Annotated in this window: 14 protein-coding genes; 7 read left to right on the top strand and 7 right to left on the bottom strand. The window is 55.1% G+C overall.

Translation table 11 applies throughout. The features are described from left to right. The first annotated feature begins 62 nt into the window (after window positions 1-62). The gene (dnaG, locus tag H151_RS0101000; RefSeq protein ID WP_019959752.1) at window positions 63-1,901 is read left to right on the top strand and encodes a DNA primase; all 1,839 of its coding nucleotides are present in this window, start codon (window positions 63-65) and stop codon (window positions 1,899-1,901) included. 52 nt (window positions 1,902-1,953) lie between these two features. Continuing rightward, window positions 1,954-4,026 carry an RNA polymerase sigma factor RpoD gene (gene rpoD, locus H151_RS0100995; protein ID WP_019959751.1) on the top strand — a complete coding sequence of 691 codons (2,073 nt, stop codon included), beginning with the start codon at window positions 1,954-1,956 and terminating at the stop codon, window positions 4,024-4,026. A gap of 35 nt (window positions 4,027-4,061) precedes the next feature. Here rpoD and H151_RS0100990 read toward each other — a convergent pair whose 3' ends face one another. Beyond that, complete coding sequence (locus H151_RS0100990; RefSeq protein ID WP_019959750.1) at window positions 4,062-6,542, bottom strand: ATP-binding protein; 2,481 nt, start codon at window positions 6,540-6,542, stop codon at window positions 4,062-4,064. Window positions 6,543-6,915: 373 nt separating this feature from the next. Here H151_RS0100990 and H151_RS0100985 point away from each other — a divergent pair, with 373 nt between their 5' ends. After that, window positions 6,916-7,365: a hypothetical protein gene (locus H151_RS0100985; protein ID WP_156823327.1), complete on the top strand. Its 450-nt coding sequence runs from the start codon at window positions 6,916-6,918 to the stop codon at window positions 7,363-7,365. Here H151_RS0100985 and H151_RS16755 read toward each other — a convergent pair. Beyond that, window positions 7,362-7,760 carry a bacteriohemerythrin gene (locus tag H151_RS16755; protein WP_019959748.1) on the bottom strand — a complete coding sequence of 133 codons (399 nt, stop codon included), beginning with the start codon at window positions 7,758-7,760 and terminating at the stop codon, window positions 7,362-7,364. The genes H151_RS0100985 and H151_RS16755 overlap by 4 nt on opposite strands. A 78-nt stretch (window positions 7,761-7,838) precedes the next feature. After that, window positions 7,839-8,243, bottom strand: a complete 405-nt coding sequence (locus tag H151_RS16750; protein ID WP_169336686.1) for a bacteriohemerythrin — start codon at window positions 8,241-8,243, stop codon at window positions 7,839-7,841. A 179-nt stretch (window positions 8,244-8,422) separates the two neighbouring features. Between H151_RS16750 and H151_RS0100970 the strand changes: the two genes are divergently transcribed. Then, on the top strand, window positions 8,423-8,719 hold the full coding sequence (locus tag H151_RS0100970; protein WP_019959746.1) for a hypothetical protein: 297 nt from the start codon (window positions 8,423-8,425) through the stop codon (window positions 8,717-8,719). Window positions 8,720-8,767: 48 nt separating this feature from the next. On the opposite strand, the gene H151_RS0100965 is transcribed toward H151_RS0100970, so the two are convergent. From H151_RS0100965 to H151_RS15090, 3 genes are all read right to left on the bottom strand, one after another. Beyond that, the gene (locus H151_RS0100965) at window positions 8,768-9,619 is read right to left on the bottom strand and encodes a M23 family metallopeptidase (protein ID WP_019959745.1); all 852 of its coding nucleotides are present in this window, start codon (window positions 9,617-9,619) and stop codon (window positions 8,768-8,770) included. A gap of 2 nt (window positions 9,620-9,621) precedes the next feature. Continuing rightward, window positions 9,622-10,365, bottom strand: a complete 744-nt coding sequence (locus H151_RS0100960; protein WP_040758258.1) for a hypothetical protein — start codon at window positions 10,363-10,365, stop codon at window positions 9,622-9,624. Window positions 10,366-10,444: 79 nt separating this feature from the next. Then, on the bottom strand, window positions 10,445-11,254 hold the full coding sequence (locus tag H151_RS15090) for a carbon-nitrogen hydrolase family protein (RefSeq protein ID WP_019959743.1): 810 nt from the start codon (window positions 11,252-11,254) through the stop codon (window positions 10,445-10,447). A gap of 150 nt (window positions 11,255-11,404) precedes the next feature. On the opposite strand from H151_RS15090, the gene panD reads away from it, so the two are divergent. After that, the gene (panD, locus tag H151_RS0100950; protein WP_019959742.1) at window positions 11,405-11,770 is read left to right on the top strand and encodes an aspartate 1-decarboxylase; all 366 of its coding nucleotides are present in this window, start codon (window positions 11,405-11,407) and stop codon (window positions 11,768-11,770) included. A 173-nt stretch (window positions 11,771-11,943) separates the two neighbouring features. Further along, complete coding sequence (locus tag H151_RS0100945) at window positions 11,944-12,672, top strand: carbonic anhydrase (RefSeq protein ID WP_019959741.1); 729 nt, start codon at window positions 11,944-11,946, stop codon at window positions 12,670-12,672. Between the two features lie 60 nt (window positions 12,673-12,732). Here the strand turns inward: H151_RS0100945 and H151_RS0100940 are convergent, their stop codons facing one another. Then, complete coding sequence (locus H151_RS0100940) at window positions 12,733-13,098, bottom strand: VOC family protein (RefSeq protein WP_019959740.1); 366 nt, start codon at window positions 13,096-13,098, stop codon at window positions 12,733-12,735. A gap of 82 nt (window positions 13,099-13,180) precedes the next feature. Between H151_RS0100940 and H151_RS0100935 the strand changes: the two genes are divergently transcribed. Beyond that, window positions 13,181-13,909 (top strand): helix-turn-helix transcriptional regulator, encoded by a 729-nt coding sequence (locus H151_RS0100935; RefSeq protein WP_019959739.1) that lies wholly within the window; start codon window positions 13,181-13,183, stop codon window positions 13,907-13,909. Window positions 13,910-13,922 lie beyond the last annotated feature (13 nt).

Below are 13,922 nucleotides of genomic sequence, written 5' to 3'. Positions count from 1 at the left end.
TAGGCTTTGACCGCGCGCAATGCGTGGTTCAAGGTCTTTGGTCTGGCCTTGTGAGCAATGCAATGCGTGTGCCTGATGGCTTTGTCGATGAAATTAAAGCGCGTATTCGCCCGTCAGAATTGATTGGTCGCACCGTTGCGCTTAAGCGTCAGGGCCGTGAATTCGTGGGCCTGTCGCCGTTTAAAAAAGAACGCACGCCCTCTTTCTTCGTCAATGATGACAAAGGGTTCTATCATTGCTTTGCCACGCAAAAGCATGGCGATGTGTTTTCCTGGCTGCAAGAAACCCAAGGTTTGTCGTTTGGCGAGGCGATTGAAGTCCTCGCTCAAGAAGCTGGCATGGAAGTGCCTAAAGCCGATCCCCTAGCGGCCCAGAAAGAAGAGCGCCGGCGCGGTCTTATCGAGTGGATGGAGTTGGCCGGACGGTTTTTCCATCGCAAGCTGAAAAGTGATGATGGGGCGATCGCGCGTGAATATCTGACCCGGCGCGGGGTCAATCCTGATGTGTGGGACGAGTTTGGTCTGGGTTATGCGCCCGATCGGCGTTCAGCCCTGAAAGACTTCCTGCTGGCCGAAGGCGCGCCGATGAAGGAATTGGTCGAGGCCGGGCTATTGATTGCCCCCGATGATGGCGGTGCGCCCTATGACCGGTTTCGCGGCCGGGTGATGTTCCCGATCCATGATCCGCGCAAGCGCTTGGTCGGGTTTGGCGGACGCGCCCTCAATAAAGAAGCGCGCGCGAAATATCTCAACTCGCCCGAAACCCCGATCTTCCACAAGGGAAGCTTGCTCTATCATTATCCTGAGGCCCGCACAGCTGTGGCCGAGCCGACCTCGGGTCTGAAAGGCGTCATCGTGGCGGAAGGCTATATGGATGTCATCGCCTTTGCGCGCGCCGGGATGAAGCAGGCGGTGGCTCCGCTGGGCACCGCCGTGACCGAAGACCAGTTGCGCCTTCTCTGGCGGGCCGGGCCGGAGCCGGTCTTCTGTCTGGATGGGGATAGTGCGGGCACCAAGGCGGCGGGCCTGGCCGCGGAGCGCGCCTTGCCTTTACTGGAGCCGGGCCGGAGCCTGCGCTTTGTGTTCCTGCCTGATGGTCAGGACCCTGATGATTTACTGCGTGAGGCTGGCTCTTCCGCGTTGCGAGCGGTTATTGCCGGGGCCAAGCCCTTGGTCGATGTGCTCTGGCAGCGGGAATTTGATCAAGAACCGCTGAGCGATCCAGATCGGCGCGCGGGATTTCGCAAGCGACTTCGCGCCCTGACCGCGAAAATCGCCGATCCCGATATCAAGGCCGAGTATAAGGCCGAATTTGATCGCCGCTTGGAAACGGCCTTTGGGCGCGCCAGCAATCCACAGAAAAATTTTACCCGCAGCTGGAGCGCGAAAAAGGGTGTTCCAGAAGGGCCTAGCGCGGCGTTACGCCGTGCCCGGCTTCAAAAAACCAGCTCGCCTGACGCGCGCCAACTGATTTTGGCCTTGATCGAATGGCCCGTTCTGGCTGAGATTTTCTTGGAAACAATTGCAGAACTTTCCTTCGATGGGCTTGACAGCCTGGGTGACGCCATTCTAGACGCCTGCTCCTCTGGGGATGTCGCGGACCGCGACAGCCTTCGTGCTGCATTGATTCGGCGCGGATATGAGGACATGTTACGTCGCTTGGAGCTGGATCGTGCGCCCATGCGGGCCGCATTTGGGGGAGAGGACGCAGATCTGGATGCACGGGCCGAGGCTTGGCGAAAGCGCGCAACATCTTATATGGAGCGTACACAGTCTAAAAGCCGAGACGCGGAAGTTCGTGCGCGACTGGAGACGATGATCGGAGAAGGCAAATCCGAACAAATCAAGCGTATGGTTGCAGGACTTCATAAGGGCCGGACGCGTTCTGGCAGTCTGGATTAATGGCCCCTGTGGGCGGACTTTTTACAACGCTCATAAAGGAGCGGGACGGCGAATGACAAAAACGGCAACAGAAGCAGCAGATAATAATCCAGAAAGCGGCGACAGCCCCTTGCTCGATCTGACCGATCAGTCGGTCAAGGCGATGATCAAGACGGCGAAAAAGCGTGGGTATGTGACCCATGATGAGCTGAACAAGGTTCTGCCTTCTGAAGAGTTTTCTTCTGAGCAAATCGAAGACGTGTTGGCCCAGCTTTCAGAGATGGGCATCACGGTTGTCGATAGTGAAGACGAATACGAAGGCGCAGAGAGTGATGATGACGGCGATGACGACGAGGACGAGGGTAAAACCACGGCCGTCGCACGCAAAAGCGCCGGTGAAGTCGTTTCGGGTCAGAACACCAATGCCAGCCAGGACCGTACTGACGACCCTGTGCGTATGTATCTGCGCGAAATGGGCTCGGTGGAGCTGCTCTCGCGTGAAGGTGAGATCGCGATTGCCAAGCGCATCGAGGCGGGCCGCAATGCGATGATCCGCGGGCTGTGCGAAAGCCCGCTGACCTTTGAAGCGATCATGGTCTGGCGCGAAGAATTGCAGACCGGTCAGGTTCTTCTGCGTGATATTATCGACCTGGATGCCACCATGGGTGGCAATAAGGAAGATAACTCCATGGCCTTCGCCCAAGGCGTAGACGCCGAGGAGGAGGACGAAGACGAAGCCCCCGCCGCCACGACCTCTGAAGACGAGAGTGAAGAGGGCTCTAAAGCGCGCTCTGAAGGCTCTGAGGATGATGAAACTGAAGAGGGTGAAGAGGGCGAAGCGAATTCTGAAGACGACGAAGACGATGATGATGATGGCGCGAACATGTCGCTCGCGGCCATGGAAGCTGAGCTGCGCGACGGGGTTATGGAAACCCTGGACGCGATTGCGGGCGATTTCGTCAATTTCCGTCGCTTGCAGGATAAGCTGGTTGAGGCGCGCCTGAAGGGCAAGAATCTCGCTGCGAAAGATCAGGAAACCTATGACGGTGTGTTTGAGCGCATCGTGACATCTTTGAATTCGCTGCATTTGAACAATGCGCGGATCGAGGCGCTGGTCGAACAGCTTGATGCGATCAATAAGCGTCTGATTAGCTTGGAAAGTAAGCTGGTTCGCATGGCCGACGCGCACGGCGTGCCGCGCATGCAATTCCTGCAAGCCTATCAAGGCAATGAGCTTAATCCCGACTGGCTGGAGCCTTACAAGGGCAAATCGAAAGCCTGGGATAAATATATCGACCGTGAAGCGGAAGCGACCGAGATCTTGCGCGGGGAAATCTCCGAATTGGCGCAAGAATGTGGTGTGCCGGTCGATGACTTCCGCCGGATCGTTCAGACCGTCCAGAAAGGGGCCCGCGAAGCGCGCGTCGCCAAGAAGGAAATGGTCGAGGCCAATCTGCGCTTGGTGATCTCCATCGCCAAGAAATACACCAATCGCGGCCTGCAATTCCTGGATCTGATCCAGGAAGGTAATATTGGTTTGATGAAAGCGGTGGATAAGTTCGAATACCGGCGCGGGTATAAATTCTCCACCTATGCGACCTGGTGGATCCGTCAGGCGATCACGCGCTCTATCGCCGATCAGGCCCGCACGATCCGTATCCCGGTCCATATGATCGAAACGATCAATAAAATCGTACGCACCAGCCGTCAGATGCTCCATGAGATTGGCCGTGAGCCAACCCCGGAAGAGCTGGCGGAAAAGCTCTCCATGCCGCTGGAAAAAGTGCGTAAAGTCATGAAGATCGCCAAGGAGCCGATCTCCCTTGAAACTCCGATCGGGGACGAGGAAGACAGCCATCTGGGCGATTTCATCGAAGATAAGAATGCGGTTCTGCCGATTGATGCCGCGATCCATTCCAACCTTCGTGAAACCACGACTTTGGTCCTGGCCAGCCTCACCCCGCGTGAAGAGCGCGTGCTGCGTATGCGCTTTGGTATCGGGATGAATACCGACCACACTTTGGAAGAAGTGGGTCAGCAATTCTCGGTCACGCGTGAGCGGATCCGTCAGATTGAAGCCAAGGCGCTGCGTAAGCTCAAGCATCCAAGCCGTAGCCGCAAGCTGCGCTCTTTCTTGGACAGCTAAGGCATTTCACGGATTACAGATTGAAAAAGGCGGCTCTAAGGGGGCGCCTTTTTCTTTTCTCGTTCGCTTTGAAAGGTTTCGATATGGGCCGTCGGGATGCGAACGCGTGTGCCATAATACAGCATTTGACGCATAGCCTGATAGAGGCGCTGAGGATTGATAGGCTTTTCAACCACCGCATCAAAGCCCTGTTCGAGATAGGTCTGGACCTGTTCGACCATGGCATTGGCGGTCAGGGCGATAATCGGCGTGGGCTCAAGCCTATTATTGGCTTCATGGTCGCGCATGAAATATAGTGCCTCTTCACCGTCAATGACGGGCATTTGAATGTCTAAGAGTATGAGGTCATAGTTGTTTTTATAAAACGCCTCTAACGCCATTTTACCATCATTGACGATCGTCACATCAATATCCAAGGTTTCCAGGAAGGTCTTGAGCACTGTACGATTGATGGCATTATCATCGGCGGCCAACAGGCGGGCTGGGCACCCCGCCACTGTGATGGGCAGGAGGGTTTCGGTGTGCCGAATGGGGCTTTTGTTTTCGGGTTGACCATCGGACAAGATGGGCATGGGAATGTCGATCGTGAAAGTACTTCCCACCCCGATGCGACTTTCAAGATAAATTTTAGCGCCCATTTTTTGCGCAAGTCCCTGACAGATGGCCAGCCCTAGGCCTGTTCCCCCAAAGCGCCGGGTAATGGAGCTATCGGCTTGAACGAATTTATCAAAGACATGGCGCTGTTGGCGCTCATCCATACCGATGCCGGTATCGCGCACTTCGATCAGAATATGATTTTTCTGGTGGGCTTCGCGCGCTTTGACCGTGATGTCAATTCGTCCTTTTTCAGTGAATTTCAAGGCATTTGAGACGAGATTGTTGAGCAATTGTGTCAAGCGAATGGGATCGCCCTCGCGTATGCGCCACGCTGGCTCGTCGGTCTTTAGCGTTAAAATAAGTCCCTTTTTGCGCGTTTGATCGCCATAAAGCGTGGTGACACGTAACAACAAGGGCATCAGCTCGAAGGGGCTTTTATTAATCTCCAGCTGGCCGGCCTCAATTTTGGAGAGGTCCAAGATGTCATTGAGAATATGCATCAAGCTGTCGCCGCAGTTCAAAATCACCTGCAGGCGTTCTTTGGCGCTGGCGGGAAGGTCTGACTTTTCCATAATCCGGGCCATGCCCAGAATACCATTCATAGGTGTACGGATCTCATGGCTCATATTGGCGAGGAATTCGGACTTGGCGGTATTGGCGATTTCAGCGCGTTCACGGGCGCTCACTAATTCGGTAATATCACTGATTGAACCCGCCATACGAATGGGGGCTTCGCTCTCATCATGGATCGCCATGCCGCGGGTTGAAAACCAGCGATACTGACCGTTTTTATGTTTGAGGCGCACTTGGTGATTAAAGGGGATGCCTTGATCAAGGTGATCGCTCAGCGCTTGATAGGTGCTCCGTTTGTCCTCAGGGTGCAAGATTTTTGTTAAGGCTTTCATGGAGTTGGGTAATTCATCATTGTTATAGCCCAACAACTCTTTAAAGCGGGGGGAAAAATAGGCGACATCCTCTTTGACGTCCCAGTCCCAAATTCCGTCTGATGATCCGCGTACCGCCAGTTCGAAGCGATCTTGATGAGTTTTAAGCTCTTGTAGAGCTTGGCCGCGTTCCTGGATAAGAATGTCGCGGCGAATATTGGAAACTACCAGGGCGGTTACCGTCCCGCCCAGGGTAAGGGCAGTGAAAAAACCGATCGTCAACAGCATCCAGCTGGTCTGATTGCGTTCGCCGTTAATCAAGGCTTGGCTTGGCCGTGCGGTAATGGTCCATAGCGATCCAGGAACTTCGATCGTGCGGGTTGTGGACATACTGCCAACGCCAGGGGCCCCGCTTTCAAAGACTTGTCGCCCATTTTCCATTACGGTGAGGTCGATGAAACGCTCATCGGTCTCGGCCAGAACGCTGTTGATCACCCGGTCAATTTGAATAACCCCCACGATGAGACCATCAAATTCATCTTCAAAAAATAACGGGAAATAGATCAAAAATCCCACACCGCCCTGAACCAGGTCAATGGCGTGGGTGGTGTAGAGGTCGCGCCGTTCGATGGCCTCGCGTACTGATCGGGCACGGTCTTCTTCGAACATTAAGTCGAGCCCGATGATGGCTTCATTGCCTTCAAGGGGGACAACCCATTGGACCTTTAAATCGGGCGATGCCCATTCGACAGCGCGCAGTTCAGGGTGGTCTTCGACCAGGTGATAAGCACCACTTTCCCACAAGTCTCGTGGCGTTCCGCTTTCGGCGATCCAATGTTTCGCCATGCGGTCCAGGGCGCTGGTGATGGCATTCAGGCGCGCATTCGTTTCATGTTCGATATGGTGAATGCGTTGTTCCAGTTGAACGGCAACCGCACGCTCTTCCTGGAGGTGGCTGAACCAGGCCAGAAGGCAAAATAAAATTAAGCACGTCAGACCGGCAAGGATCGGTAAAAAGGAATGTCGCCATGACATGCCAGCAGGCCTCAATCGCGTGTGGGACATAGCGCGCAGTTTATGGGGATGGTCTTAATCAGACCTTGGACATTGTGCTGCAGCCTACCATAAAGAAAATAGGGCTATTCATGCTGGGGTCATAAATCTTCTATAAAAAATAAGGTATTCACTAAGCTATGTCCGTACATGGGGGGCAAGAATGACACGCTGGGTAAGTCGAGATCAATACGAAGCTGAGCAAAGTGCAGGTCAGGTTGGTGGGTTCATCGGATTAATTGTTGCGCTTATCGGTTCGATTTTTTGGTTTGTTTATCAAGGTGTCAAACGGCCTCTGTCCTTTTTTATATATCTCTTCATTTTGGTGATTTTGATATTGCCGGTGAGCCATTTCATGAAAACGACGGATAATGGTATCCTGCAGATTGTACTCGCTTTCATTATGATGGGTCTGATCATCGGGGCGCTTATTGGCTCGCGTGGGCCGATTTTAGCGTTAGAGCGCATGGAAGGCCATGTCATGGTCTGGATTTATAATCGCTCGCATATCGCTGGGATGATTGTGTACTGGGGTTTAATGATCGCGGTGGCCTTATTGGGTGGCACTTTGATGCGCGCGGTGGCGATGACTTTGGATCAGATGTTCAAATGGGGGCTTTCCGCATGGATGTTTTATGCGGGCGGGGCGGTCCTTAGCGTTATTTTCCGCATGGTCTATCACCCGTTAAGCGCTCAGGTTGACGTGTTTGGCCGCCCTAAGGTTGAGAATGTGGTTGAGGCGGGAATGTATGAGAGCGACATCGCGCCAAGTGACCCTGAAAATCACGAAACACCCCAGGGCTAAAGTTCAGCGTAGTCTTTATCCAGCCCGTTGATATGAGTGAGAACCCAGAACTCTAAGAAGTTGAAGAAGGCCTCATCGGCCTGTCCGCCGGCATGGCCGATGCGTTCGGCATGGCCCGCAAAACGCTCCATCAGATCGCGATGGATCAGGGCGTGACGGGTCAGGGCCGGGTGCTCCACTTCGGCCATATGGGCTTCTTCAGCGGCAAAATGGTCCATCGTGGCATTGGCTAGCGCAATGATCGCGTCCAGGATGTCATCGCCGCTTTGGCCCGCGTGGTGGCGCGTTTCGATCACCGCCATCAGACCGATCAGAACCTGATGGTCAATATCCATGGCCTCAATCCCGGTGGCCATGGTGGGTTTCCATTGAAATCTGGAGCTCCAAGCGCTCATACGGTGCGAACCCCTTATGCGAAGGCTCTAGTATGGCGGATTCGTAAGGCTTGGAGAAGACTTTGCGCAGAGCGGGGCTTAGCCCGCCTTGGCGTGGCTCATCTGGCCATATTTAATGTCGATGCCACGAATGTGCGCGGACAGCCAAAAGCGCAGAAATTTGAAGAAGTCTTCACTGATTTGGCCGTTCTGGGCACGAATGGCGTTGGCATGGGTGCCAAATTTCTCCAACAGATCCTTATGGATCAGCTTATGGCCGGGCGCGCCAGGAAAGCCGATCTTGTCCATATAGGCTTCTTCATCGCGAAAATGTTCAACCGTAGCGGTTTCCAGCTTTTTGAGAAGGTCAAGCACTTCAGGTCCGGTTTTACCCCCGTGCGAGGCGTCATAGAGCGCATTCATGAGGTCGAGAAGGCCCTGATGCTCGCGGTTCATCTCGGCCACGCCGATATCCAGGCTGTCATCCCAAAGCATAATAGGCATGCGCATCTCCTCACGAATTTTGTCCATAGTCTCGCGCGCAAAGGTGGGTACAGTCTTAATCACCCGCGTCGATCTATCGCCCCCTGGGTCTGTGAGAATGGGCTGGAAAAGAGGCTCCTCGAAAGTCAAAATCTAGGTTAGGGTTAACATAAGATCATATCCATTTTCAGGAGCGCGCCATGACCGCCCCCCTCGGCTCCAAAGCCAACCCCTCTCAATTTGATTGCTTGCCCCATTTGGCCGAAGACGAGCCGTATTTCGTCATCCGGGCCGATGATCCTTTGTCCAATGCGCTGGTTGAGCTGCACGCTTATATCGGGGCTGGGCAATCGGGCGCAGCGCATAACAAGCTGGCCGAGATCATGAATTTCACCGCAGACAATCCACCGCGTCCGACCGGCTCGCCCAAATACCGTGAAACCTTTGGTATCTCAGCGTCCATGGAGCGTTGGCGCGATGAGCATAAAAAGGGTTAAGGCCCAGATCTCAATCGTTTAAAAGGGGAGCTTGGCGCTCCCCTTTTTTTATGCGTCTTCATCGCCCTCTATCAAGCGCAGATAAGCCTCGCGTAAAGCCACATAAGGCGAGACGGGGGTCATGACATAAGCCCCACCCAGCTCCACCGATTGGCGCATCTCAAAGTGCAGATGATAGGTGGTGGGTGTGTCGCCAAAATAATTGGAGATGACGCCCAGGCGCTGACCTCGGCTCACCAGGTCCCCTAACGCGACCTCATACTGATTGGGATCAAGATGGAGATATTTATACTGGCGGCCCACAGTGTCTGTCAGGGTCATGACATGACGATGCAGGCCCGTGATTTGGCCGTCAAAGGTCGCAACCGCATAGAAGGTGCGCTGATCGTCCGGTTGCGCCGGGGGGCAATGGGGCGGGCGAATATCCTGGCCTTGATGGCCGGTTCCTGCGGGACACATGGGCGTGGCATAGCCGCGCGTCTCACAGAAATTATCGCGCCAGGGATAGCTGTAATTGCGCGCATCGCATTGCCCGCCGGCGGGGCCATGAAGACCGCCGACGCCATAGACCTGGCTGTTGGCAAAGGCGCGGGGCCTTTCAACGGGGAAGCGCATGCCCGGTGCGAAGTTTAAATCCAGTTCTAAGCCTGTGCCAGACTCTTCCACCAGATCGCCGGGATCGCCAAAGCTCACCTCGATGCCTGCGCTATCTACAGGGGGCGCGGGGTCAGGATCCGGAGTGGGATCTGGATCTGGATTGGGGTCCGGATCGCCGGGTTCATGCGGTCCATCCGGATCGGGAGTGCGATCCGGGGCTGGGCGCTCCCAAAAGAATAAGAGAAACAGCGCAATCACGGCCACAGCGGCGGCGAGGATGTAAGAGAGCTTCATGCTTTTCATGATTACTCCCCGCTTTGCCCGCCGCGTATTTCAAGGCTACGCGCGATGGACTGAATATAATCAGGCTCTAAACACCGCGGATCGCCCTCCATATCATCGCAGCTGAGGGTGATTGTATAGCTTGCGCCATAGCGATCAAAGCTCATCTCTATGCCGCTTTCAGTGCGGGTGACAAAGCCATTTTCGCTATTGAGGAGGACGCCGACCCGTTGGCTTTGTGTCGTGGCGGGCAGGCGCACATGAATGACGCGCGTGCCCATCAGCTCCACCATCGCGCCGTTCACATAGAAGGTCGCGGTGTAGAAATTAGGACGAGCAAACAGGAAGAGACCGCGCTCAGCCCCGTCAAATTCTGGCGGGGAGGTATAGGCTAGGCGGATGCGCGGTAGCAAAAGCGGTAGGCGCGCGGCCGCGACATCTTCCTGGCTCGCCCCATTCACAGGCAAGAAATTCGGCTGACTGGCAAAGGCTTGAGTGGAAGAGAGATTACGCCGGGCCTGGATCGCCAGATCGCGTTCGACCGCGTCCCAGTCAATGGGGCGAAGGCGCGTATCAGGGGTTTCAGCTTGGACGCGTTGAATGTTTTGGGGAAAGCTTTGGGAAAAGTTTTGGGCTTGGGGGCGTTCTTGTTGGCTATGTGCCGGGCGGCTCATGGCCAGGGCGAACACGATGATCACCGCAATACCCACGATCATGGGCCAGAGGTGTTTTAATCGCGATAAGGGTCCTGAATTCGGCTCACGCATCGGCACATCCCCCAATTTGCGTTAACTTTATCATAACCCTTGGGGTCAGGAAAAGGCAGAAGGCGAAATTGGGCGCAATTTAAGGTTTGCCAAAGGGGCCTTTTTTTAATTGCCCTAAGAAATCCATGCTTTGTGCGACCCGTTGGCGAAATTCTTTGTCGCAATCAGCCATCAATACGCAGGCCTCGTCGCCGGCGCGGGCCAATTGATCACCTTGAGGGCCGTAAATCGCGGATCGTCCGGCATAGCTGCGCCCGTCTTCATCCCCGCAGCGATTGGCGAACAGGGCATAGATGGAATTGTGATAGGACAATGTGCGTAACTCGGCCTCAAACAGGTCATGGGGTTCATCGCGCTCCACACAGGTTGGTGTGGCGATAAATTCCGCGCCCGCCAGCGCACAGGCGCGATAGCTTTCGGGGAAATGGCGGTCATAACAGATCACCACGCCCAGCTTCCCGATGGCCGTGTCATAGACAGCAAAGCGCGATCCGGGGGTGTAGTAATCACGCTCCCAAAAGCCATCAAACTGGGCGATATGAACCATTTTTGAGACGCCTAACAGGCGCCCATCGGCATCGAAAACCGGCGAGGCGTCATAGCGTTTTCCCTCATCTTCCAGATAGATATTGGCCACCACCACCATGCGCGCGGCGCGCGCGGCATCGCAAAAGCGCTTCAAGATCGGATGGTGAAGATCTATGGCCCAGGCGCTGGCATCGCCGCCCTTATGCTTGGCAAAGAAGGGGGAGAGTTGGACCTCGGGGAAGACGCCCAATTGAACCCCGGCCTCACCGGCCTCGGCAATCATGCGCACGCCCGTATCCGCATTCAGGTCCATATCGGCCTGCATGGCATGTTGTAAAACCGCTGTGCGAATGACACTCATCGCTTGTCTCCCCCTTTAGCTGTGTGCGTCCAGGCCCTATATTGGTGGGGTAAGATCAGGTATACCCCGCGCCAGTATGATGCGGGCTCATGTGTTCTTGGCAAGAAAAAACGCCCGTTAGGCCCCAAGACTTATAAAGGATGCAGCCCTATGCAGCTCACCATGATGAAAGCCAAGCTTCACCGCGCGGCGGTGACCCAGGCTGACCTTCATTATGAAGGCTCCATTTCCATTGATGCCGATCTGCTGGATGCGGCTGGTATCTTACCCCACGAGCAGGTTGATGTGTTGAACATCAATACCGGTGATCGCTTCACCACGTATGCGATTGAGGCACCGCGCGGTTCGAAAACCTTTGGCATTAATGGTGCGGCCGCGCGCCTGGCCCAGGTCGGCGACCGGATCATCGTGGTGGCCTATGCGGCCATGGCCGCCGAAGCGGCGAAAGCGTATAAGCCCACAGTTGTCCTGCTGGATGAACATAATGATGTGGTCAGTGCGCCTAAAGCGGCTTAAGCTCTACAAAAGACACTGAAAAAAACCCGGCCGCGCGCCGGGTTTTTTGTGGTCTAATTTTTGGATATGTGGTTTAAGAAGTATGCACTCCTTAGGGTGATGCTTGGCTGAAATTTGAACTCCATCCTGCCCCTCCGCTTCTCTACGGTTGGGCCCAATTAGGGACGTTTAATATGAAGCTGGCACTTTCTCTTGCATTGGTCATGTTCGGCTCCAGCCTCGCTTATGGCGATGAGTGGGGCTATCACGGTGCGCATGGCCCAGAACATTGGGGCGAAATCAGCGCGGAATTTGCCGTGTGCAGCGCGGGGCATCAGCAATCGCCCGTTGATCTTCATAATGCCCATGCCGGTGATGGCCATATGCCAGAGCTGCATTGGACCGGCGGCGATCATCTGCAGGTTGCGAATAATGGTCACACCGCCCAGGTGAATACCCCTGCGGGCAGTTCCTTGGTGCTTGATGGGGTGACCTATAACCTCATCCAGTTTCACTTCCACCATATGAGTGAGCATACTGTGGATGGCCATGCCTATCCGTTGGAAGTGCATTTCGTGCATGCCGCAGAAAATGGCAATCTCGCCGTGGTTGGTGTCTTCTTCGAAGAAGGCGCGGAGAATGCGGAGCTGGCCAAGATTTGGTCCGCTATTCCCGGCGATGTCGGCAGCCATGATATTGATGGCGCGATTGATTATACCGCCTTCTTGCCCAGTGATCACGCCGGTTATCGCTATCAGGGCTCTTTGACCACGCCGCCTTGCTCAGAAATTGTGTCCTGGACGGTGATGAGCCACGCGCTGGAAGCCTCGCATGATCAGATCGAAGCTTTCGCCCATATCTTCCATGAAAATGCGCGCCCGGTGCAGGATCTGCATGGGCGTGAGGTCTTTATGGGCCACTAAGCCTATGCATTGAGAGCATAAAACGAAGGGAGCCCGGTGGGCTCCCTTTTTGATTGGGCCTTAGGCAAAATCGGCGAAGAAGCAGAGCTTATTGTGGTCCAGATCGCGCACATAGGCGGAATAGAACGGCCCGCGCTCGCCGGGCTGACCTTCGCAGGTGCCACCTAAGTCTAAGGCTTTTTGATGGAAGGCTTTGACATCATCCTTCGTGCCGACGCAAAAGCCCACCATCGTGCCATTGCCATGGGTGGCGGGTTGTTCATCAAAGGGCGTGGCCACAGCAAAGGCAAAATCGGGCGTTTGCCAATAGGTCATACGATCGGTGGCGGCGACCTGGGTAATGCCTTTCAGGGCGAAGAGGGCGTCATAAAACGATGTGGCGGCGGCCCGGTCATTGGTGCCGAGTACACAATAGCTGATTTTCATAAGAGGACCTTTCCTTAAGGGGGGGGAGGGCTGTGGAGGGCTTCTTATTGTCAAATGCGACATTTTATGTCGTATTTGTTCGATGACCCGTGCGAAAACCCAAGATCGTATGCGGCGGTTGGATCTGCTGGCCGCGCAGTTGAAAGAGGATGTGCTTTGCACGGTCCAGGATTTGGCGCGTCATCATGGCGTCAGCGCCCGCACGATCACGCGCGATCTGGCCTTGATGCGCGAGCAAGGCCTGCCCCTGGATGCCGATCGCGGACGTGGCGGCGGGGTACGCTTGGATCGCAGATGGGGTGTGGGGCGGTTAAATCTTGCCTACGCCGAAGCGGTTGATTTGCTGATCAGTATTGAGGTGGCTGAGCATATGGGCTCGGCGATCTTTCTGGGTAATCTGGGCGCGGTGCGTCGCCAATTGGTGGCCTCTTTCTCTCCAGAAAAGCGCGCCAGGATAGAGCGTTTGAAGTCGCGGATCTTGATCGGGCCGACGGCCTCTCTTCCGGTGCAATCGAGCATCGCGCCACCGTCGAAACCCGTGGTCCAAGCCCTCCACCAGGCGTTTATGGATCAAGAGGCGCTGGAGATCAGCTATCAGCGCGAAGATGGCGCGCTCTCGCGCCGCGTGATTGAGCCGCATTATCTGTTGCTGAAATATCCGGTCTGGTATGTCATCGCCCAGGATGATCTACGTGAAGGCCCGCGTACCTTTCGCTGTGACCGCTTGCAAAGCGCACGCGCCACGGGGCGGTCTTTTGCGCTGAGGCCGGTTGAAGACTTTCTACCGAAATCAGAGCCTGAAGGCACGTAAGACAAAAAAAGGG

The sequence above is a fragment of the Woodsholea maritima DSM 17123 genome, from assembly GCF_000382325.1.
GTDB lineage: Bacteria > Pseudomonadota > Alphaproteobacteria > Caulobacterales > Maricaulaceae > Woodsholea > Woodsholea maritima.
This window is presented reverse-complemented; position numbering and strand designations above follow the sequence as displayed.

Excerpts from the sequence above, each read along its gene's own strand:
- H151_RS0100960 (WP_040758258.1), bottom strand. The coding sequence starts at position 10,365 with ATGCGTGAGCCGAATTCAGGACCCTTATCGCGATTAAAACACCTCTGG.
- H151_RS0100945 (WP_019959741.1), top strand. The coding sequence starts at position 11,944 with ATGAAGCTGGCACTTTCTCTTGCATTGGTCATGTTCGGCTCCAGCCTC.
- H151_RS15090 (WP_019959743.1), bottom strand. The coding sequence starts at position 11,254 with ATGAGTGTCATTCGCACAGCGGTTTTACAACATGCCATGCAGGCCGAT.
- panD (WP_019959742.1), top strand. The coding sequence starts at position 11,405 with ATGCAGCTCACCATGATGAAAGCCAAGCTTCACCGCGCGGCGGTGACC.
- H151_RS0100990 (WP_019959750.1), bottom strand. The coding sequence starts at position 6,542 with ATGTCATGGCGACATTCCTTTTTACCGATCCTTGCCGGTCTGACGTGC.
- rpoD (WP_019959751.1), top strand. The coding sequence starts at position 1,954 with ATGACAAAAACGGCAACAGAAGCAGCAGATAATAATCCAGAAAGCGGC.
- H151_RS16750 (WP_169336686.1), bottom strand. The coding sequence starts at position 8,243 with ATGCCTATTATGCTTTGGGATGACAGCCTGGATATCGGCGTGGCCGAG.
- H151_RS0100985 (WP_156823327.1), top strand. The coding sequence starts at position 6,916 with ATGAAAACGACGGATAATGGTATCCTGCAGATTGTACTCGCTTTCATT.
- H151_RS0100970 (WP_019959746.1), top strand. The coding sequence starts at position 8,423 with ATGACCGCCCCCCTCGGCTCCAAAGCCAACCCCTCTCAATTTGATTGC.
- H151_RS0100940 (WP_019959740.1), bottom strand. The coding sequence starts at position 13,098 with ATGAAAATCAGCTATTGTGTACTCGGCACCAATGACCGGGCCGCCGCC.
- H151_RS0100935 (WP_019959739.1), top strand. The coding sequence starts at position 13,181 with ATGACCCGTGCGAAAACCCAAGATCGTATGCGGCGGTTGGATCTGCTG.
- dnaG (WP_019959752.1), top strand. The coding sequence starts at position 63 with ATGCGTGTGCCTGATGGCTTTGTCGATGAAATTAAAGCGCGTATTCGC.
- H151_RS16755 (WP_019959748.1), bottom strand. The coding sequence starts at position 7,760 with ATGAGCGCTTGGAGCTCCAGATTTCAATGGAAACCCACCATGGCCACC.
- H151_RS0100965 (WP_019959745.1), bottom strand. The coding sequence starts at position 9,619 with ATGAAAAGCATGAAGCTCTCTTACATCCTCGCCGCCGCTGTGGCCGTG.